This is a genomic window from Nonomuraea cavernae, assembly GCF_014646355.1.
GTDB classification, from domain to species: domain Bacteria; phylum Actinomycetota; class Actinomycetes; order Streptosporangiales; family Streptosporangiaceae; genus Nonomuraea; species Nonomuraea cavernae.
Genome location: NZ_BMNH01000012.1, coordinates 114,059 through 134,390 on the forward strand (window position 1 = coordinate 114,059; position 20,332 = coordinate 134,390).

Below are 20,332 nucleotides of genomic sequence, written 5' to 3' on the forward strand. Positions count from 1 at the left end.
TCGCGGTCACACCGGGGCCTTCACCCGGGCTGTCCTCGCGCGCGGTCACGAGCGGACCTCGCGGTCGCGCAGGGAGCGCGGGTCGAGCACCTCGCGGATCAGGCGCAGCTCCTCGGCGGACGGCTGCCGGGTCTCGGGCACGTCGCCCTCGATGACCGGCTCGAACCCGGTGGCGGCCAGGATCTGCTCGACCTCGACCCCGGGGTGCGCCGACAGCAGCCGCATCGCCCCGTCGGGGGCGCCGAAGTCGAAGACCGCGAGGTCGGTCACCACGCGGCGCAGATCGTGGAACCGGGCCGCCCCCGAGCCCAGCTCGGCGGCCCGGTCGGTGCCGACGCCGCTGACCATGTCGACCTTCGGCACGAAGACGCGGGCCGAGTGGCGAGGGATCCAGTAGCTGGTCGGGTTGCAAATCGTGTTGCCCGGCGCGCCCCGCACGCCCAGGAGCTGCGACTTCGGCCGCGCCCAGTCGCCGACGGCGGAGATGTTGGTGTTGCCGTGCCGGTCGATCTGCGAGGCGCCCATCATCACGTGCCGGCGCCCGTTCTGCACCAGCCACAGGTGCTCGCGGAACGGCAGCCACCCTTCTACCGGGCCGGCCGGCGCGCCGAACGGCACGGGCTCGGCGGTGAGCAGCGCGCCGCCGTCGGTGGTCAGCAGGCCGGGCTCGAACGTGAGCCGGGCCAGCCGGGCGCCCAGGATCGAGCAGGTGCCCATCGCCGCCGCCAGGATCTCGCCATCGCCCCGCCACGCCTCGGCGCAGGCCACCACGCAGATCTCCGCTCGGGTCGCGCTCATCGTCCCGCCCCTTCCTGCTCCTCGTGCCACTGCCGTACGGCCTGCCGGTAGGCGTCCTCGTCACCGGACAGGAAGCGGTCCTCGAAGGCGGCCCACCCCGTCGGGTCTGCCGCCGAGGCGGCGTAGTGCCGCTGGAACGCCTCGTCGCGGCCGGAGCCGAGGTCGGTGAAGTGCCCGCCGTCCGGCGTCTCCACCACGCCCGTGACGTGCATGCGGCTGACCAGCAGCGTCTGGGGCGGGCCGTCCAGCTCTCCGGCGGGCACCATCCGCTCGCAGGACAGGTAGCAGCGGGAGGCGGCCTTGGCGAACAGGTCGTCCAGGTACGGGTCGGGGCCGAGGTAGCGGCCGTTGCCCCGGGTGTCGGCCAGGTCGAGGTGCACGAGCGCCGCGTCCATGGTGAGCGCGGGCACCGCGACCAGCTCCTCCTGGTCCTCGTACGGCGAGCGGACGGTGCGCAGGCCGGGGTTGACCCGCACGACGTCGGAGCCGAGCCCGGCCCGCGTCGGCAGGAACGGCAGCCGGTGCGCCCCGGCCAGCAGGCCGAACATGAACATGCCCTCGTCGTACTCGGTGAACTCGATCGCCCCGCTCTGCCGGGCGGCCCGGAAGTGCGGTTCGAGGGCGACGGAGTCGAGCGTCACGAACGGGGCGACGACCCGGCGGACCTTGCCGGCGGCGCAGAGCAGGCCCACGTCGGGCCCGCCGTACGAGACGAGGGTCAGGTCCTTGAGCGAGGACCGGTGGATCGCCCGGACCAGGGCCATCGGCTTGCGCCGCGAGCCCCAGCCGCCGATCCCGATCGTCATGCCGCTCTCCAGCGAGCCGACGATCTCCTCCACGGACATCACGGCGCCCATCAGCTGCCTCCTTCCGCGACGAAGGCGTCCCGGTGCCGGTCACCGGCGCCCATCAGGTTGAGCTCGTAGGTGAGGCCCTGCTCGAAGCGGTAGCTGCGCTTGACGTCAACGGGGTCGATGCCGTTGAGGGACTCCTTGGCGCGCCGGATCACGTACGGGTCCTTGTCGGCGATCCGGGCCGCCACCTCCAGCGCGGCGTCGCGCAGCCCGTCGCGGGGCGCGAGCTCCAGCACCGAGCCGAACGCGTGCAGCTCGGCGGCCGTGACGTTGCGGCAGGTGTAGACCATGGCGCGCATCAGGTGCTGGGGCACCAGCCGGGCCAGGTGGGTGGCCGCGCCGAGCGCGCCCCGCTCGACCTCGGGCAGCCCGAAGTAGGCGTCGTCGGAGGCCACCACGATGTCGGCGTTGCCGGCCAGTCCGACCCCGCCGCCCAGGCAGAACCCGTGCACGGCGGCGATCACGGGAACCTCGCACTCGTAGACCGCCGCGAAGGCCGCGTAGCACCCCCGGTTGGCCCCGACCAGCGCTTCGAAGCCGCTGGTGGCCTGCATCTCCTTGATGTCGACGCCGGCGTTGAAGCCCCGGCCCTCGGCGCGCAGCACGACCACGCGGGTCCCGGGGTCACGTCCGGCCTCTCGTACGGCGTCGGCCAGGTCGAACCAGCCCCGCACGGTCAGCGCGTTGACCGGCGGCACGTCCATCACGACCTCGGCGATGCCCTCGCCGTGGGTGCTGGTGGAGATTCCCATAAGCTACCTTTCGACCTAACATTTGTTAGAAACTAAGCTAGCAGAGCGGCCCGTTCTCCTCGACGCCGCCCGATTTCTCCGTAGAACCGCAAGGAGCCTGAGCATGATCTGCGAGGACCGAGTCGTCATCGTGACCGGCGCCGGGCGCGGCCTCGGCCGCGCGCACGCGCTGGAGTTCGCCCGGCAGGGCGCCCGGGTCGTGGTCAACGACCTGGGGGTGGGCCCCTCCGGTGAGGGCGGGTCGGACGGCCCGGCCCAGACGGTGGCCGAGGAGATCCGCGCGCTGGGCGGCGAGGCGGTGGCCGACCGCTCCGACATCGCCACCGAACAGGGGGCGCGACTGCTGGTGGCGAGCGCGCTGGAGCACTTCGGACGGCTCGACACCCTGGTCAACAACGCCGGGTTCGTCCGCGACCGGATGCTGGTCAACCTGTCCGAGGAGGAGTGGGACGCGGTGACGCGGGTCCATCTGAAGGGGCACTTCCTGCCGCTGAAGCACGCCGGGCTGCACTGGCGGGCCGAGTCCAAGGCCGGCCGGCCGGTGGACGCCCGCGTGATCAACACCTCTTCCGGGGCCGGCCTGCTGGGCAGCGTCGGGCAGGGCAACTACTCGGCCGCCAAGGCGGGCATCGTGGGGCTCACCCTGGTCGCGGCGGCCGAGCTGGGCCGCTACGGCGTGACCGTCAACGCCATCGCGCCCGCCGCCCGCACCCGGATGACCGAGGAGGTCTTCGCGCGGACGATGGCGGCCCCCGAGGAGGGCGTGTTCGACGCCATGGCGCCCGAGAACGTGTCGCCGCTGGTCGTCTGGCTCGGCTCCGCCGAGTCCAAGGACGTGACCGGGCGGGTCTTCGAGGTCGAGGGCGGCCGGATCTGCGTGATGGAGGGCTTCCGTCACGGCCCGGCCGCCGACAAGGGCGCGCGCTGGGAGCCGGCCGAGTTGGGCCCCCGGATCGCCGCCCTCCTCGCCGACGCCACCCCGCCGGAGCCCGTCTACGGCGCCTGACCGGTCAGCCGGCGCTCACGTTCTCGCGGGACACGCGCAGCCCCGTCCAGGCGATGGCGACGAGCGCGACGGTGAGCGCGACGGCGAGATGGCCGGTCGCGCCGAAGGCGGAGGAACCCGGGTGTGGCCGATCGACCGTCCATTCGTCCCGTTAAAGAACTAATCTACCTATATGCATGATCATGTGATGATGACCCCGACCGATATCAAATCGGCCGGCTCAAGATATATCGCGCTCGGAAGCGCACTCGAAGAACGTGCTCGCGCGTTCCGGGACGACGCGGCTCCCACACCACGGTGCTTCGGTCTGGTGGAAGGCGCTTCCAGAGAGCTTGACGATCATTACCTGGACTTCTACACCGAAACGAGCGACTACATCACCGATCTTCACCGGAAGCTGACCGCGGCGGGTACGGCTCTCCTACGCATAGGCCGGAATCAGGAACGCGTCGAGGCGCACGAGCAGGAGCAGATCCGCAGGCTCCCCCACGGCGACTGACGGGAGGTGCCGACGGTCCGCTCACGATGTGGACGTGGATGAACCGATCTTCGAGGTGAGCTGTCGCGGCCGCCGCGCCTGACCCCATGGTCGCGCCTAGCGGGCGGCCTTCGTGTGTGAAGAGGACTGCATGGCTCAGTGGCACGAGAGACCTCTGCAACTTCTGGAGACCCTCTACCACGCGATACGTCGCGTGGGAAACGACGAGGACGTGCACCGCCTGCGCATCATGGCGCAGGCCTGTCGGAATATGCGAGCGAGGCTGCTGGAGACGCACGACGACCTCGTCCAAGCGGAAGATCTGCTCGCGAACTGGCGGGGAGACAGCGCGACCGAGTTCAAGGAAACCCACGGCAACCTTCTGGACCCGGAATTCCGGTTGCAGGCCATCGATCAACTCGGCGAGGCCTACAAGGTCCTCGAAACCGCCGCCGATGTGTCAGTCAGAACGCAGAAAGCCTTGGCGGAGCTGGCGCAAAGCCTGCTCATCGCGATCGTGATGGCAGCGGCGATCTCGAGTGTCACCGCCGGCCTGGCCAGCCTGGCGGCCTGGGCCAGGTCGGCGAAGACGACCAGCGAGATCGCCGTCGTCGCCACCACGACGCTCGGCAGATTTCGGTTGATCTTCCGTACGCTCGGCGGACTCCTGAGGAACCTCACGACAGCCGTCGGCCGATCACGCGTGGTGCGCGGCCTCGGGACGAAGGCCGGCGACGAACCGTTGACCTTCCTCCAGATGGCCCGGGGGTCTTGGAAATCGTACTGGCAGCTGTATCGGTGGGGGTTGTTCGGCAATGTCGCCATCAACGCCGTGGCCAACCCGTTCCGAGGACGGCACCCGCTCGACAGGTCTCTTCTGTCGCTCGCCGAGGGCGGCAACTCCGCCATCGTCGCCGGCCTGATCGGGGGCACCGGAGGCATCGCCGCGTTCGCCGCGATGAACCCGTGGAAGCGCAACCTGATCCAGGGGGCCGTCGCCGGCGGGGGTGCCACGTTCTGGAACGACCGGGTCGAGGGGAAGTCCTGGGAGCAGACCGGCAAGGAGGTGGTGTTCGCCGCCGCGCTTGCGGGCGGTTTGAACGTCTTCTATGTCGGCATGGGGGAAAGCAGGTTCGTGGCCGGACAGGGCTCGGAGGCCTGGCGCCGTTACTGGGGAGACCTTCCCCCCATGGTGAAGGGCTACGTCGTGGGCTATCCCGGCAACGTCTCCATGAGGGTCGCCGTGCCCTGGGCGGCGAAGCCCGAGCCTCTCGACATGCCGACGTTCAGGCTGCCCGGCGGGCCCGACGACCCGGATGCCGACTAGCCAGGGTCGGGGGCGAGGGCGGGCAGGCCGGCCTTGTCGATCTTGCCGGCCGCGTTGCGGGGCAGGCGGTCGACCAGGACGACCTCGCGGGGCACCTTGAAGTTGGCCAGCCGGTCCCGGCAGTGGGCGATCAGCGCGTCAGGGGCGAGGGCGGCGCCCGGCCGGGCCGCGACGTACGCGCGACCCACCTCGCCCATCCGGGCGTCCGGCACGCCGACCACCGCGGCCTCGGCGACGCCCTCGGCGGCGGCCAGCACCTGCTCGACCTCGGCGGGGTAGACGTTGAACCCGCCCACCACGTACATGTCCTTGGACCGGCCGGTGATGGTCAGGTTGCCGCGTTCGTCGAGCCGGCCCCGGTCGCCGGTCACCAGCCAGCCGTCCCTGATCGTCGCGGCGGTCGCCTCCTCGTCGTCGAGGTAGCCCAGCATCACGTTGTGGCCGCGGACCAGCACCTCGCCGTCCTCCCCCACCGGCAGCGGCTCGCCGGCGGCGTCCGCCACGCGCACCTCCACGCCCTCGATGGCCCGCCCGGCGCTGCCGGCCACGGTCTCGTCGTCATCGTCGAGCGAGCAGGCGGTCACCGTGCCGGACGCCTCCGTCAGCCCGTACGCGGTGATGACCTCGGGGAACAGCTCGGCCCGCATCCGCTGGACCAGGGCGACCGGCACCACCGCGGCGCCTGTCACCGCGAGCCGCAGCGACGACAGGTCGTAGCGGTCGCGTTCGGGCGCGTCGAGCATCGTGATGTAGATGGTCGGCGCCCCGGGCAGCACGGTGATCCGCTCGGCCTCGATCAGCCGCATCGTCTCCGCCGCCTCGAAGACCGGCTGGAGCACCATCGTGGCGGCCCGCAGCAGGCAGGCGAACACCCCGGCCTTGAAGCCGAAGGTGTGGAAGAGCGGGTTGACGATCAGGTAGCGGTCGGCGTGGTGCAGCCCGTTGCGCTCGCTCCAGGCCAGGTAGGTGCGGACGTTCTGGCGGTGCGTGCACATGACGCCCTTGGGCCGGCCGGTGGTGCCGGAGGTGAACAGGATGTCGGCCACGTCGTCGGGACGCACCGCGGCGGCGCGGGCGACCGCCTCCTCCTCGGGGATCCCGGCCGCCCCGGCGACGAAGTCCGCCCAGGGCATCGCCCCCGGCCGTGCCTCGTCGTCGTACGTCACCACCGCCGACAGGTCGGGCAGCCCGGCCGCGCCGTCGCCCTCGGCGGAGGGCAGGCCGAGCATGGCGAGGTAGGAGTTGCCGAGGAAGCCGTCCTCGACGAACAGGAACCGGACCCGGCCGCGGCCGAGCAGCCAGCGCGCCTCCTCGCCCTTGTACCTGGTGTTGATCGGCACCACGACCGCGCCGACGCTCATCGCGGCGAGGGCCGTGACGATCCAGGGCAGGCCGTTCGGCGCCCAGATCGCGACGCGGTCCCCCGGCCGGGCGCCGAGCGCGAGGAACCCGCGGGCCGCCTCGCGCACCCGGTCCAGCAGCCGCGCGTAGGTCAGCCGGGACGCGCCGTCCACCACCGCCTCGGTGCCGGGGAACTCGCGGGCCGCCCGCTCCAGGACTCCGGGGATCGTCAGTGCCTCGTTGTCGCTCACAACATCCCTGCCTTCTCAGTCCGGACGCGGCCCGTCGCGCCACGCGTACGTCACGGCCCCCATGGTGGCAAGTGACGGGGGTTCGGCGGAACAGCCGTCCCGCTGGCCGGTATCGGCTCCCCGCGTCCGGCCGTGCGGCCCGTACCCTCCGAGGGATCGTCCGGGGGGATCACCCCGGGATCGTGCGGGTGGACGGTGCGAGTGGACTGTGCGGGAGGACTTCGGTGGACGCGACGCTGGACTTCGGCGGCCGGGCGGTGCTGGTCACCGGCGGCACCAAGGGCATCGGCTTCGAGATCGCGCGGGCGTTCCTCGCCGCGGGAGCCGACGTGGTGGTGTGCGGCCGCGGCGAGCCGGAGACGCTGCCGAGCGCGGGCGGCAGGACGGCCCGCTTCGTCGCGGCCGACGTCCGCGACGCGAGCGCCGCCGTCCAGTTGGTGGAGCGTACGGTCGAGCTGCTCGGACGGCTCGACGTGCTGGTCAACAACGCCGGAGGCTCCCCCGACGCCGACGCGGCGACGGTCTCGCCGAGGTTCGTCGCCAGGATCGTGGACCTGAACCTGCTGGCCCCGTTCTACGTGGCCCAGCCCGCCAACCTGGTCATGCGCGCCCAGGAGACGGGCGGCTCGATCATCAACATCGGCAGCGTCTCCGGCGTGGACCCCCAGCCGGGCACCGCCGCCTACTCGGCGGCCAAGGCCGGCCTGCTCATGCTCACCAAGGCACTGGCGCTGGAGTGGTCGCCGAAGGTGCGGGTCAACCACATCACCACCGGCCTGACCCGTACGGAGGCTGCGGCGGCGGTCTACGGCGAGGACGGCGGCGCGGCGGTCGCCGCGGTCGTCCCGATGGGGCGGATGGCGGTGCCGGCCGACATCGCGAACGCCTGCCTCTACCTGGCCAGCGACCTCGCGGCCTACGTGACCGGCGCGGACCTCGCGGTGCACGGCGGGGGCGAGTTCCCGGCCCGCTACACGGCGACGCGGACCTGACCGATCCCGCCACGATCGCGTTCATCGTGACCTTCACCGGTCGCGGTCCACCGGTCGCGGTCCACCGGTCGAGGGGAAGTCCGGCGAGGCCCGTGCCCCCGCCCGCGCGGCTCAGCCGTCCGCGCCCAGGACGAGGCCGCTGGTGGGCACGCCGGTGCCCGCCGTGACCATCACGTGGCTCACCCCCTCCGGCTGGTTGACCGACGTGCCGCGGACCAGCCGGACGGCCTCGGCGACGCCGTTCATGCCGTGCAGGTACGCCTCGCCGAGCTGACCGCCGTGCGTGTTGAACGGCAGCCGCCCGCCGAGTTCGAGGTGGCCGTCGGCGACGAAGTCCCTGGCCTCTCCCCTGCCGCAGAAGCCGAGCTCCTCCAGTTGCGGGAGCACCAGCGGCGTGAAGTGGTCGTACAGGATGGCCGCGTCCATGTCGCCGGGGCCGAGGCCGCTCTGCCCGTACAGTTGCCGGCCCACCAGCCCCATCTCCGGGATGCCGCTGATCGTCGGGCGGTAGTAGCTGGTCATCATGTGCTGGTCGGCGCCCGAGCCCTGGGCGGCGGCGCGGATCACGGCGGGCGGGTGCGGCAGGTCGCGGGCCCGCTCGGCCGAGACCACGACCAGCGCCTGCCCGCCGTCGGTCTCCTGGCAGCAGTCCAGCAGGCGCAGCGGCTCGGCGATCCAGCGCGACGCCTGGTGCTCCTCCAGGGTGATGGGCCGCTGGTAGAACCAGGCCGCCGGGTTGGTCGCGGCGTGCCGCCGGTCCACGACCGCGACCCGGCCGAAGTCCTCGCTGGTGGCGCCGTACTCGTGCATGTAACGGCGGGCGAACACGGCCACCCACTGCGCCGGCGTCGCCAGGCCGAACGGCGTCATCCAGGAGTAGGCGGCGCGGTCGGCGCTGGTGTCCATCGGCCGGTCCGCCTGGCCGAGGCCGTAACGCTCGCCCGAGCGCTCGTTGAACGCCCGGTAGCAGACGACGACCTCGGCGACGCCGGTCGCGACGGCCATGGCCGCCTGCTGGAGCGTGCCGCAGGCCGCGCCGCCGCCGTGACCGACGCGGGAGAAGAAGGTCAGCTCGCCGATCCCGGTGTTGCGGGCGATGTGGATCTCGGAGCTGCTGTCGGCGGTGAACGTGACCATCCCGTCGACGTCGGACGGCTTCAGCCCGGCGTCGGCCACGGCGGCGAGCACGGCCTCGCAGGCGAGCCGCAGCTCGCTGCGACCCGAGTTCTTGGAGAACTCCGTGGCGCCGATGCCCGCGACGGCCGCGACGCCGCTGAGCGGATGGGGGCGGCTGCTCATGTTCCGTCCTTGGGGTCTGCGGCCTTGGGGGCTGCGGCCTTGGGGTTTATGGCCTTCGGATCGGCGGCCTTCGGATCGGCGGCCGGCAACCTTACGGCGACGGTGCCGGAGACGTGCACGCCCCGGCCGTTGACGCCGCGCACGGCGATCTCGACCCGCTGGTCCTCGTCGTGCTTGGCGGTGACGGCGCCGGTCAGCACCATCGTGTCGCCGGGGTAGTTGGGCGCGCCGAGCCTGATCCTGATCGCCTTGACGGTGGCGGCAGGACCCGCCCATTCGGTGACATAGCGGTCGACCAGGCCGTTGGTGGTCAGGATGTTCATGAACACGTCCTCGGAGCCCCGCTCGACGGCCAGGCCGGGGTCGTGGTGGACGTCCTGGTAGTCGCGGCTGGCGATGGCGGTCGCGACGATCAGGGTGCGGGTCAGCGGGATCGCCAGCTCCGGGAGCGGGTCGCCCACCGCCACCTCCCCGTACGTCCTGGAGGTCGGGTTCACGGCGTCACCGGAGTCGTACGTCCTGGAGGTCGGGTTCACGGCGTCACCGGACCGGTGGCGAGGACGCCGCCGAGGCGGGCCAGGTCGGCGCTCGGCCCGCCCAGGGTTCCGGCGATCTGCCTGGCCCACAGGAAGTGCCGGTGCACGGGGTACTCGACGTCGACGCCGATGCCGCCGTGCACGTGCTGCACCCGGTGGGCCACGGTCAGCCCGGCGTCGCCGGCCCACCACTTCGCGACCAGCACGGCGGCCGGCGCGGGGCCCTCCTCCAGTGCGGTCACGGCCTGCCAGAGGCATACCCGCAGGGCGTCGATGTCGATGTAGCAGTCGGCGAGCTGGTGCTGCACCGCCTGGAAGCCGCCCAGCGGGCGGCCGAACTGCCTGCGCTCGGTGAGGTAGGTCACCGCGTGCCGCAGCGCGCCCTGGGTGACGCCGAGTTGCAGGGCCGCCAGGGCGACGGCGGCGTGTTCGAGGGTCCACGCGACGGCTCCGCCGCCGGGCGTCCCGACCGCCTGCGCGGGCGCGCCGGTCAGGGTGAGGTTGCCGGCCAGGTCGTGCGTGGTGGTCTCGGCCCGTTCCCAGACGACGCCCTCGGCGCCGGACTCGACCAGGAACAGCCCCGGCCCGTGCTCGGTGGCGGCTGAGACCAGCACATGACTCGCGCCGAACGGCGACGGGACCACGGCCTTCGTCCCGGTCAGCCGCCACCCATCGCCATCCGGTACCCCGTCGCCGTCCCGCGCGCTGCTGTCCCGACCAGCACCGTCCCGACCAGCACCGTCCCGACCAGCACCGTCCCGACCAGCACCGTCCCGACCAGCACCGTCCCGACCAGCACCGTCCCGACCAGCACCGTCCCGACCGGCGGCATTCCGACCGGCGTCGTCTCGCGCGCTCTCGTCCCGACCTGCGGCCTGCCGGTGGGCGGCGCAGGCCGGGTGGGCCGGGTCGGCGGGGCCGAACTCCTCCAGCGCGAGGGTGAGCCGGGAGGTGCCGTCCACCACGCCGGGCAGCAGGGTCGCGCGCTGCGCGGGCGTGCCGTGCCCGGCGATCGCGAGGGCCGCGACGGCGGCCGGCCACAGCGGGACCGGCGCCACGAACCGGCCCTGCTCCTCCAGCAGGACGCAGAGCGCGGCCAGGCCGAGCCCGGCCCCGCCCGCCTCTTCCGGCGCGGCGATCCCGAGCAGGCCCGCCTTGCCCAGCTCCGACCAGAGCTCCTCGTCGAGGTGGGTCTCGGAGCTCTCGGCGGCACGGACGCGGTCGGTGGTGGCGCGGTCGGTGAGGATCTCGCGCGCCAGAGCGCGAACCTCTTCGAGCTCCTCGTCCAGGGTGAAGTCCATCAGTGGTGATCCTCCTGCGCGACCGGCCGGAACACGGGAAGTGAGAGACCGGGGTCCGCGTCGAGCCAGTCGAGCGTGACCGGCAGGTCGATCTCGACCTCGTCCGGGGTGACGCCGGCCAGGTTGGTGATGAGCCGGGTGCCTTCCGCGAGCTCCACGACCGCGACGACCAGCGGGTACTCGAACGCCGGATGACGTGGGTGGTGGCTGACCACGAAGCTGTGAACGTGCCCGCGGCCGGACGCCTCGACGGTGTCCCAGTCGAACGAGCCGCACTCCGGGCAGCAGGGGCCGGGCGGATGGCGCAACGCCTGGCACGCGGCGCAGCGCTGGATGACCAGCCGGTGCTCACGCGCCGCCTCGAACCAGAACGCGTTGTCCCGGTTCACCGCCGGCCGCGGCCTGAGCGCCTCCGGCGGGGTCTCCGGGGTGTCCGCCGGAGATGGCGGCGTGGGGCGCCTCTGGGGGCGGAAGCGCAGGGTGCGCCAGCGCTGCACCGCGACCGTCTCGCCGTTCTGGTCCGTGTAGGTGCGTACGGTGGTCACGAACCGGCCGGGGCCGAGGGCGGTGACCTTCTCAGGGGAGATCGACTCGACGACCTCCCGCACGCTGACGTGGTCGCCGGGCACCAGCTCGCGGTGGAACTCGAACTCCGAGTCGGTCGCCACGACCGAGGTGTAGCCGCCCTCGCCGAGCAGGGCGGCGAGTTCCTCGGAGCCCGGGCCGCCGCTCCGGCCCGCCACGGTGGCGGCGTACCCACGCATCGTCCACGCCTGCGTCATCGACGCGGGCGCGACGATCCCCGGCCGGCCGCTCGCGCGGGCCGCCTCCTCGTCCTGGTAGACGGGGTTGCCGTCGCCCATGGCCTCGGCCCAGTGGCGGATCATCGGCGCGTTGACCGGGTCGGGACCGGGCCTGGGCGGCACGATCTCGCGGCCGGTGAAGGCCAGCAGCCGCTCCTCGTACCCGTCAACGGCCACCGGCCCGGACGGGCTGACGTCGTCGGCCACCTGCTCGAACGCGCTGCCGCCGTCGGCCACAGCCCCGGACGCGCTGCCGCCACCGGCCACCGCCCCGGGCGTGCCGCGGTCGTCGCTGACCGGCTGGGGCGCGCTCACGCTCCACGTCCCATCCGGGGCAGGCCGAGCCCCTGGGTGGCGACCATGTCGCGCAGAACCTCGTTCACGCCGCCGCCGAAGGTGTTGACGATCCCCTGCCGGGACAGTTGCTCGATCTGACCGGCGAGCACGGCGCCCGGTGAGCCGGGCCGGATCCGGCCGGCCGCGCCGAGGATCTGCGACAGCGTCCGCTGCACGTCGATGTGCGTCTCGGTGCCGTACACCTTGGCCGCGCCCGCGTCGGCGCCGGACAGCGCGTCCCGCGCGACGGCCGCGGTCATCTTCCAGTTCATCAGCCGCATCGCCTCCAGCCGCGCGTACGTGCGCGCGAGGTCGCGTTGCACCCAGGGCAGCTCGATGGCGCCGTTGTCGCGGGCCCAGCCGAGGACCTGCTCCCAGAGCTGGATCATCCGGCCGCCGAGCGCGGCCAGGCCGACCCGCTCGTGGTTGAGCTGGTGGGTGATGAGTTTCCAGCCGCCGTTGACCTCGCCGACGAGGTTGCCGGCGGGCACCCGTACGCCGCCGTAGTAGGTGGCCGTGACGACCATGCCGCCGACGCACTGGATGGGACTCCAGGAGAATCCGGGGGCGTCGGTGGGGACGATCAGGATCGAGATGCCCCGGTGCTTGGGCGCGTCCTGGTCGGTGCGACAGGCCAGCCACACGTAGTCGGCGGTGTTCGCGCCGCTGGTGAAGATCTTGCTGCCGTCGATGACCCACTCGTCGCCGTCCCTGACCGCGCGGGTGGTGAGGGAGGCCAGGTCGGTGCCCGCGTCCGGCTCGGTGTAGCCGATGGCGAAGACGATGTCGCCGGACAGCATGCCGGGCAGGAACCTGTCGCGCTGCTCGGCCGAGCCGTGGCTCATCAGGGTCGGGCCGACGGTGTTGACGGTGACGAACGGGAAGGGCAGCCCGGCCCGCTGGACCTCGTCGAAGAAGACGTACTGCTCCTCGATCGAGCGGCCCTGCCCGCCGTACTCGGCCGGCCAGCCGATGCCGAGCCAGCCGTCGGCGCCGAGGCGACTGGTCACCTCGCGGAAGCGGGGACCTCCCACGCCCTCCTCACCGGCCCGGCGCCGCTCGTCCTCGGTCAGCAGCCCCGCGAAGTACTCCCGCAGCTCGGTGCGCAGCCGCCGATGCGCGGGGGTCTCGCGCAGATCCATGTTCCGTTCTCCTCCTGAGTTCGCCAAGGCCGTGGGTGGCTAGGGCAGGAACCGCTGTCGTCCGTTGGCCGCGAACTCGGCGCGCAGCGCGGCCTTGTCCTCGCCGGTCATCGGGACGTAGTCGGGAGCGCCGCGCCCGCTCCAGCGGTGGACCTGGTCGCCGGTCCGCCAGCCGTCGTGCTGGATCTCCTTCTTGCGCAGCTTGCCGGAGCCGGTGGCCGGCAGCGCGTGGGAGACCCGGACGAAGCGCGGCGCCCCCTTGGTGCCGAGGTCTGCCTGCTCCGCCAGGAAGGCGGGCAGGGCGAGGTCCTCGAAGGCGGTGCCTTCGGGGATCTCGATGGCGGCCATCACCTGGTCGCCGGAGCGCGGGTCGGGCACGGCGAAGGCCGCCGCCGCCACGATCCGCGGGTGCCGGCGCAGGACGCGTTCGGTGAGCAGGGCGGAGATGTTCTCGCCGTCCACCCGGATCCAGTCACCGGAGCGTCCGGCGAAGTGCAGGTAGCCGGCCTCGTCGAGATAGCCGAGGTCGCCGGTCCAGTACCAGCCGTGGCGGACCCGTTCGGCGTCGGCGGCGGCGTTGTTGTAGTAGCCCTCGAACCTGGCCGCGCCGTCGACGTCCACGATCTCGCCGATGGCCGCTTCGGCGTTGGTCACCCGGCCGTGCTCGTCGAGCAGCGCGGGCGGGCAGGTCTCCCGGGTCTCCGGGCAGACCACTCTGACCCCGGCGTGGGCGGGCCTGCCGAGCGCGCCCGGCGGCCCCTCCGGGGCCAGTGTGATCAGGCCGGAGCCCTCGCTGGACCCGTAGGCCTCGATGAGCCGGCAGCCGAAGCGGCGCAGGAAGGCGGCCTGGTCCTCCGGTGACGCCTCGGTGCCGAAGGCGTGGGTGAGCGGGTTGTCGGCGTCGCCGGGGGTCTCCGGCGTGGCCAGGACGTACGCGATGGCCTTGCCGACGTAGGTGAAGAACGTGGCGCCGTAGAAGCGGACGTCGGGCAGGAACCGGGAGGCGGAGAACTTCGGCACGAGGGTGACGGTCGCGCCCGCGACGAGCGACGGCGCCCACAGGCCCATCACCGCGTTGCCGTGGAAGAGCGGCATGCAGCAGTAGGTCACGTCGTGCCGCCGGACGTCATACTTGCCGGAGTTGGCGTACCCGAGCCTGGCGAGCCGGCCCTGGGAGCAGCGGGCCGCCTTGGAGGCCCCGGTGGTGCCGGAGGTGAACAGCAGCAGCAGCTGCGCCTCGGGCGTGATGTCCGGCTCGCGGTACGGCTCGCGCGCCTGGGCGGCGAGCCGCGCCGCGTAGTCCGGGCCGTCGACGACCAGGAACCGGTCGCGAGGGACGCCGAGATCGAGGCCGTCGAGCAGGCGCAGGCCGGCCTCGTCGGTGACGACGAGCATCGGGTCGGTGTGCCTGACCTCCCGCTCCAGGGTGGAACCGCGCCGGGTGGGGTTGATGCCGACGATGGTGGCGCCGCAGAGGGCCGCCGCGCCGAGCCAGAAGACGTACTCGGGCACGTTGTCGAGCAGGACCCCGATGTGGAACGGGCCGTCGGCGCGCAGTTCGCGCGCCAGGCGGGCGCGGGCCGCGCTCTCGCGCACCACCTCGTCCCAGGTCCAGGTGCGCTCGCGGGTCCGCAGCCCGGGGTGGTCGTCGCCGGCCCGGTCGAGCAGCAGGTCGGCGATGGTGTCTCGTCGCACGGTGGTGGTTCTCCTCAGGCCCGCTCGGCCTGCCTGATCAGGGGCCCGGTCAGCACGCAGTGGGTGCCGCCGTAGATGGCGGTCATGCACTTGTTGCAGTGGATGCACAGGGACTTCACGTCGGCGTCGGCCCGCATCCGGTTGATCAGGTCGGGCTCGCGCAGCAGCGCCCGGGCCATCGCGACGAACTCGAAGCCCTCGCTCATCGCCTGGTCCATCACCTTCTTGTCGGTGATCCCGCCGAGCAGGATGAGCGGCATCCTGACCGCGGCGCGGATCTGCCGGGCGTCCTTGAGCAGGTAGGCGTCCTGGTAGGGGTAGGAGTGCAGCAGCCGCTTGCCGACGAGCTTGACCCCGAGCCTGATCGGCTGGGGCATGGCCGCCGCGAACTCCCGCAGCGGCGCCTCCCCCTTGAACAGGTACATGGGGTTCAGCAGTGAGCTGCCCGCGGTGAGCTCCAGGGCGTCGACGGAGCCGTCCTGCTCCAGCCACTGGGCGACCTGGATCGACTCGTCGAGCCAGAAGCCGCCGGGCACGCCGTCGTCCATGTTGAACTTGGCGGTGATCGCGATCCGGTCGCCGACGGCGTCGCGGACGGCGCGGGCGATGTCCCTGGACAGGCGGGCCCGGTTCGCCAGGCTGCCGCCGTACTCGTCCTTGCGGTGGTTGAGCCTGGGGCTGAGGAACGAGCTGGCGAGGTAGTTGTGCCCGAGGTGGATCTCGACGGCGTCGAAGCCGGCCTCGATCGCCATCGTGCCGGCGTGCCCGTGGGCCTGGACGATCCGCCGCAGGTCGTCGCGGCTGGCCGCGCGGGTGAAGCTGGTCGTCGTGGCGTGGAAGTGCCGGTTCGGCGCCAGCGCGGGCAGCCGGTTGGACTTGGGGTTGGCGACCGGGCCGGCGTGGCCGATCTGCGCGGCGACGGCCGCGCCCTCGGCGTGCACGGCGTCGGTCAGCTTGCGCAGGCCCGGCAGGGCCTCGGGCGTCCACTGGAGCTGCCGCGCGCTCGTACGCCCCTCGGGGGCGACGGCGCAGTAGGCCACGGTGGTCATGCCGACGCCGCCCGCCGCGTGGCGCACGTGAAACTCGATGAGCTCGTCGGTGACCAGGCTCTTGCGGCTCAGCCCCTCGTACGTGGCCGCCTTGATGACGCGGTTGCGCAGGGTCACCGGACCGAGCTTCGCCGGGGCGAGCACGTCCGGCACGTCCTTGGCCGGGGGTGTCGTCTGAGTCAAGGGGGATCCTCCGTCCGGACTCCGGATTGGAGCAAGGTCGACGTTAGTCAGCGGGATCCGCCGGGGATCGGCGAATCCCGCTGACCGGGAGAGCGAGGGGGCGCGGCGGGTCAGTCCCGGCGCTCGCGCAGGGCCTCGGCGAGCTGATCGGCCTGCGCCTGCCCTTCCACGAGCTGGCGGAGCAGCCACAGGCGCAGCACTCCGGCCACGGCCGCGGCGAGGTAGAGGGCGGCGCCCAGCACGGTGACGGAGACGCACGCCGTGGCGAGGATCTGGAAGGAGGCGATGTCGCGCGCGTCGTCCTGGCTGAGGGAGTTGTTGTAGGCGATGAGGGCGCCGACCACTCCGGCGACCATCAGCAGCGCGCCCAGCGCGCGTGCCTTGCCGTCGTGGCGGGAGCGGTCGGTCTTGAGTCTCATCCGCGCCACCTCCGACCTGAACTGCTCGCGTCGTTCCTCTGTCAGCATGGTTCAACCTCCTAGATAGCCGCTGGACAGGTGGTCCTCGATCTCGCCGGGTGTGCCGACCGAGACGACGCGTCCGTTCAGCATCAGGGCCGCGGTGTCGGCGATGGGCAGCACGGCGCGGGCGAACTGCTCGGCCACCAGGACGGACAGTCCCTCGGCGACGAGCTGCGCCACGGTGTCGTACATCTGCGTCACGATCATGGGGGCGAGGCCCATGGACAGCTCGTCGAGCAGCAGGATCGCGGGAGCGGTGCCGAGGGCGCGCGACAGCGCGAGCATCTGCTGCTGGCCGCCGGACAGCGACCCGGCGAGCTGGTCGCGCCGTTCGCCGAGCATCGGGAAGCGGGTGTAGGCGGCCTCCTCCATGTCCCGCAGCCGGGTGCCGGTGCGGGTGGCGACCCACAGGTTCTCGCGGACGGTCAGGTTGGGGAAGATGCCCCGGCCCTCGGGGATGGAGCACACCCCGAGCCGCGCCGCGTCCTCGGCGGCCAGGCCGTTGACCCGCCTGCCGGCCAGCCTGAGCTCGCCTCCGGTGAGCGGCAGCAGGCCCGCGCAGACCTTCATGGTGGTGGACTTGCCGCCGCCGTTGGGGCCGAGCAGCGCGACCACCGAACCGGCCTCGACCCTGAGGTCCACTCCGCGCAGCACCTCGATCGGGCCATAGGCGGCGCGGGCGCCGGCCAGCTCCAGCAGCGGCGCCGGTTCGTCCTTCATGCCGAGACCTCCTCGGTGCCGATGTAGGCGGCGATGACCTGGGGCGACTCCTGGATCTCGCGGGGCGTGCCCGAGGCGATGACCGCGCCGTAGTCGAGGACGTGGATGGTGGAGCAGAGCCGCATCACCAGCGGCAGGTCGTGCTCGACCAGGCAGATCGCCAGCCCGTCGGCGGCGAGGCCGGTCAGCAGCCGGGCGAAGGCGTCGGTCTCGGCCTCGGTCTGGCCGGAGGCGGGCTCGTCCAGCAGCAGCACCCGGGGCGAGGTCATCAGGGCGCGGGCGACCTCGACGACGCGGGCCCGGCCGGTCGGGATGCCGGAGACGTCGAGGTCGGCGATGTCGCTCAGGCCGGTCAGCTCCAGGACGCGGTCGGTCTCCTTGCCGACGTCGGCGCGGTGCCCGCCGGCCCGCCGGATGTCTCCGGCGACCCTGACGTTGTCGCGCACCGACAGCGACAGGAACAGTTCGAGCCGCTGGAAGGTGCGCGCCAGGCCGAGCCGGGCCCGTCTGGCCGGCGGCAGCCGGGTGATGTCGGCGCCGTCGAGCAGCACCTGTCCGGCGTCGGGCCGCAGCAGGCCGGTGACCGTGTTGAACAGCGTCGTCTTCCCGGCGCCGTTCGGCCCGATCAGCCCGGTGATCCGGCCCGGCTCGATGCCGACGCTCACCTCGTCGACGGCGAGGTTGCCGCCGAAGCGGACGGTGATGCCCCGGGTCTCAAGCAATGGCATGGACGTCTCCCTCCTCGACGGCCGGCCTGGCGTGCGGCCCGCCGCGGCCCTCGCGGGCGGGCAGGCCGAGCTCCTGGTCGAGCCGGTCGCGCAGCTCGTCGGTGTACGGCTCGTCGATGCCGGCGAGCTCGGGCGGTACGCTCCGGCGCCGGGCGAGCTCCTCCTCGGTCAGCACGGCCCGCGGCATGAGCGCCCTGCCGAGCGCCGGCAGCGTCATGACCAGCAGCGCGGTCAGGATGGCGAACCACCAGTTGCCGATGACGCCGGTCAGCGCGAGCAGGTAGAGCACGGCTCCGGCGGCGGCGCCTCCGGCCAGCACGGGCCGGGCGCCGCGCAGCGTCCGGTAGCCGTCGAAGAGGTCGTGTACGAGGCCGCTGGGGTTCTTGCCCACGCCCATGCCGATCAGGGCGGTGGCGACCAGCACGACCTGGCCGAGGGTCTGGTAGATCGTCGCCATCTCGGGGGTGGCCCTGGCCAGGTCGTTGAAGGTGCCGATGATGATGACGAAGCCGACGCCGGACATCAGGCCGCCGAACAGGGCGCCGCTGACGTATCCGATGCCGCCGACGACGGTGAGCATCACCAGGGACAGGCCGGCCATGATGGCGAAGTTCTCGCCCGAGACGGATCCGGCGGCGGTCGACATCAGGACGCCGCCGAGCCCGGCGATGGCGGCCGACAGCATGAAGACGCCGAACTTGAGCCTGACCAGGTCCTGGCCGAGCATCGCCGTGGCGGCGGGGCTGTCCTTCATGGCCGCCAGGCGCCTGCCGTAGCCGCTGCCGCGCAGCGCGACCAGGCCGACGGCGATCGCCGCGAACAGCGCGGTGGCGCTGATCAGCAGCGTGCCGGGGTCGCGCAGGTCGAGCGGGCCGAGCTGGAGCGGCGGGACGATCAGCGCGCCGTTCGGGAACAGCGAGAACGTGACGCCGAAGAGGGTGTGCTCGACCGTGTCGCGCAGCACCATGTTCGACAGGAACACGCCGAAGGCCATGGTGGCGAGCGCCAGGTAGAGCCCGCGCAGCCGGAGCGCGGGCAGCGCGACCAGGCCGCCCACGACGGCGGCCACGAGCACCGCGAGCAGGATGCCCCACAGGGTGAGGCGGGCGGCCAGTCCGGTGCCGGTGATGCCGAAGTGGAAGGCGACGATGGTGGCGACCGCGCCGAAGGCGAGCGGCGCGAGGTTCAGCTCCCCCGCGTAGCCGGTCAGCAGGGTGAGCGAGAGCGCAATGATCGCGAACGTCATGCCCAGCCCGAACGTGGTGATCGAGGTGTCCTCCATGAGCGGCATGAGCAGGACGACGGCGGCCACCAGGGCGACGCCCCAGACCGCGGCCCGGCGCACGGTCGGGACCCGGTAGCGTTCGCGGGTCCGGACGGCGGCGCCGCGCAGCCGGTCCTGGGGCAGCAGGACGAGCACCACGAACAGGATGATCATCGGGAGCGAGACGCGGAGGTTGCCGGCCCACGTCCAGTCGGTCGGGAAGTAGGCGGTGACGTACGTCGCGGCCAGGCCGAGCACCATCGCGCCGGCGAAGGTGCGCGGGATGCTGCGCAGCCGGCCGAACATCGCCGCCGCGAACGCGTCGATGACGAGCAGCGTGAGCGCGTTGGCCTCCAGCGCGCCACCGCCGATCGGCGTGATGAGGATGCCGGCCAGCACGGCGAGGGTCGAGCCCATCGCCCAGGAGAGCGCGGCCACCCGGTCGGGGTTGTGCCCGTTGAGCCGGATCAGGTCGGGGTCGTCGACGGTGCCCCGCATGACGACGCCGACGCGGCTGCGGGTGAAGAGCATGCGCAGGCCCACGGCGATCGCGGCCGCCACGAGCAGGCAGATGATCTCGTGGACCCGTACGACGACGCCGAGGAACTCGACCTTGGCGTCGGCGCCGAAGAACATCTCGACGACCCTGGCCTCCTCCGGATGCCAGAGCCACTGCGACAGGAACACCATGCCGAGCATGATCGCGACGGTGACCACGATCCTGGTCACGTCCGCGGTGTCCCGCAGCCCCTTCATGATCACGGCATGGAGCGCGGCCCCCATGGCGGGCCCGACGACGCCCACCACGACGACCAGCGCCAGCCAGACCGGCCAGCCCCAGCCGTGGGCGAGCTGCCAGTAGAGGAACGTGCCGAGCATGGCCTGGGCGCCATGGGCGAAGTTGAAGATCCCGGAGGTGTTGTACGTCAGGACCAGCCCGGAGGCCGCGATGGCGTACACCGCCCCGAGGACGAGCCCCAGGAGGGTGAAGGTCAGGAACGTGGTCATGCGCTGCC

Annotated in this window: 19 protein-coding genes; 4 read left to right on the forward strand and 15 right to left on the reverse strand. The window is 72.5% G+C overall.

Going from position 1 to position 20,332, the window contains the following annotated elements; genetic code table 11:
• Positions 1-45: 45 nt before the first annotated feature.
• From IEY82_RS20495 to IEY82_RS20505, 3 genes are read right to left on the reverse strand one after another with little or no spacing between them, the layout of a single operon-like run.
• On the reverse strand, positions 46-798 hold the full coding sequence (locus tag IEY82_RS20495) for a CoA-transferase subunit beta (protein WP_189125771.1): 753 nt from the start codon (positions 796-798) through the stop codon (positions 46-48).
• Positions 795-1,655: a CoA transferase subunit A gene (locus IEY82_RS20500; RefSeq protein WP_189125772.1), complete on the reverse strand. Its 861-nt coding sequence runs from the start codon at positions 1,653-1,655 to the stop codon at positions 795-797. The genes IEY82_RS20495 and IEY82_RS20500 overlap by 4 nt, the downstream gene beginning before the upstream one ends.
• Positions 1,655-2,404 carry an enoyl-CoA hydratase family protein gene (locus IEY82_RS20505; RefSeq protein ID WP_189125773.1) on the reverse strand — a complete coding sequence of 250 codons (750 nt, stop codon included), beginning with the start codon at positions 2,402-2,404 and terminating at the stop codon, positions 1,655-1,657. The genes IEY82_RS20500 and IEY82_RS20505 overlap by 1 nt, the downstream gene beginning before the upstream one ends.
• Positions 2,405-2,507: 103 nt before the next feature.
• On the opposite strand from IEY82_RS20505, the gene IEY82_RS20510 reads away from it, so the two are divergent.
• From IEY82_RS20510 to IEY82_RS20520, 3 genes are all read left to right on the forward strand, one after another.
• Positions 2,508-3,410, forward strand: a complete 903-nt coding sequence (locus IEY82_RS20510) for an SDR family oxidoreductase (RefSeq protein ID WP_189125774.1) — start codon at positions 2,508-2,510, stop codon at positions 3,408-3,410.
• 187 nt (positions 3,411-3,597) lie between these two features.
• The gene (locus tag IEY82_RS20515) at positions 3,598-3,909 is read left to right on the forward strand and encodes a hypothetical protein (RefSeq protein WP_229697623.1); all 312 of its coding nucleotides are present in this window, start codon (positions 3,598-3,600) and stop codon (positions 3,907-3,909) included.
• Between the two features lie 193 nt (positions 3,910-4,102).
• Positions 4,103-5,215 (forward strand): WXG100 family type VII secretion target, encoded by a 1,113-nt coding sequence (locus tag IEY82_RS20520; protein WP_189125776.1) that lies wholly within the window; start codon positions 4,103-4,105, stop codon positions 5,213-5,215.
• Here the strand turns inward: IEY82_RS20520 and IEY82_RS20525 are convergent.
• Positions 5,212-6,807, reverse strand: coding sequence for a FadD3 family acyl-CoA ligase (locus tag IEY82_RS20525; RefSeq protein ID WP_189125777.1), 1,596 nt, complete (start codon positions 6,805-6,807; stop codon positions 5,212-5,214). The genes IEY82_RS20520 and IEY82_RS20525 overlap by 4 nt on opposite strands.
• Before the next feature lie 224 nt (positions 6,808-7,031).
• On the opposite strand from IEY82_RS20525, the gene IEY82_RS20530 reads away from it, so the two are divergent.
• Complete coding sequence (locus tag IEY82_RS20530; protein ID WP_189125778.1) at positions 7,032-7,799, forward strand: SDR family oxidoreductase; 768 nt, start codon at positions 7,032-7,034, stop codon at positions 7,797-7,799.
• 111 nt (positions 7,800-7,910) lie between these two features.
• Here the strand turns inward: IEY82_RS20530 and IEY82_RS20535 are convergent, their stop codons facing one another.
• From IEY82_RS20535 to IEY82_RS20585, 11 genes are all read right to left on the reverse strand, one after another.
• Positions 7,911-9,098 carry a lipid-transfer protein gene (locus tag IEY82_RS20535; RefSeq protein ID WP_189125779.1) on the reverse strand — a complete coding sequence of 396 codons (1,188 nt, stop codon included), beginning with the start codon at positions 9,096-9,098 and terminating at the stop codon, positions 7,911-7,913.
• Entirely contained in the window at positions 9,095-9,634 is a 540-nt protein-coding gene (locus tag IEY82_RS20540; protein WP_225263429.1) for a MaoC family dehydratase, read from the reverse strand. Before IEY82_RS20540 ends, IEY82_RS20535 begins: the two co-directional genes overlap by 4 nt.
• The gene (locus IEY82_RS20545; protein WP_189125780.1) at positions 9,631-10,935 is read right to left on the reverse strand and encodes an acyl-CoA dehydrogenase family protein; all 1,305 of its coding nucleotides are present in this window, start codon (positions 10,933-10,935) and stop codon (positions 9,631-9,633) included. Before IEY82_RS20545 ends, IEY82_RS20540 begins: the two co-directional genes overlap by 4 nt.
• Positions 10,935-12,053: a bifunctional MaoC family dehydratase N-terminal/OB-fold nucleic acid binding domain-containing protein gene (locus IEY82_RS20550; RefSeq protein WP_225263431.1), complete on the reverse strand. Its 1,119-nt coding sequence runs from the start codon at positions 12,051-12,053 to the stop codon at positions 10,935-10,937. The genes IEY82_RS20545 and IEY82_RS20550 overlap by 1 nt, the downstream gene beginning before the upstream one ends.
• Complete coding sequence (locus tag IEY82_RS20555) at positions 12,050-13,216, reverse strand: acyl-CoA dehydrogenase family protein (protein ID WP_189125781.1); 1,167 nt, start codon at positions 13,214-13,216, stop codon at positions 12,050-12,052. The genes IEY82_RS20550 and IEY82_RS20555 overlap by 4 nt, the downstream gene beginning before the upstream one ends.
• Before the next feature lie 39 nt (positions 13,217-13,255).
• Positions 13,256-14,911, reverse strand: coding sequence for a steroid-22-oyl-CoA synthetase (gene casI, locus IEY82_RS20560; RefSeq protein WP_189125782.1), 1,656 nt, complete (start codon positions 14,909-14,911; stop codon positions 13,256-13,258).
• A 14-nt stretch (positions 14,912-14,925) separates the two neighbouring features.
• A complete protein-coding gene (locus IEY82_RS20565) occupies positions 14,926-16,143 on the reverse strand; it encodes an NADH:flavin oxidoreductase (RefSeq protein WP_189125783.1) in 1,218 nt (405 codons plus the stop codon).
• A 110-nt stretch (positions 16,144-16,253) separates the two neighbouring features.
• Positions 16,254-16,610, reverse strand: coding sequence for a hypothetical protein (locus IEY82_RS20570; RefSeq protein WP_189125784.1), 357 nt, complete (start codon positions 16,608-16,610; stop codon positions 16,254-16,256).
• 3 nt (positions 16,611-16,613) lie between these two features.
• On the reverse strand, positions 16,614-17,324 hold the full coding sequence (locus tag IEY82_RS20575) for an ABC transporter ATP-binding protein (RefSeq protein WP_189125785.1): 711 nt from the start codon (positions 17,322-17,324) through the stop codon (positions 16,614-16,616).
• Entirely contained in the window at positions 17,321-18,052 is a 732-nt protein-coding gene (locus tag IEY82_RS20580) for an ABC transporter ATP-binding protein (protein ID WP_189125786.1), read from the reverse strand. The genes IEY82_RS20575 and IEY82_RS20580 overlap by 4 nt, the downstream gene beginning before the upstream one ends.
• Positions 18,039-20,324, reverse strand: a complete 2,286-nt coding sequence (locus tag IEY82_RS20585) for an ABC transporter permease (RefSeq protein ID WP_189125787.1) — start codon at positions 20,322-20,324, stop codon at positions 18,039-18,041. The genes IEY82_RS20580 and IEY82_RS20585 overlap by 14 nt, the downstream gene beginning before the upstream one ends.
• Positions 20,325-20,332 lie beyond the last annotated feature (8 nt).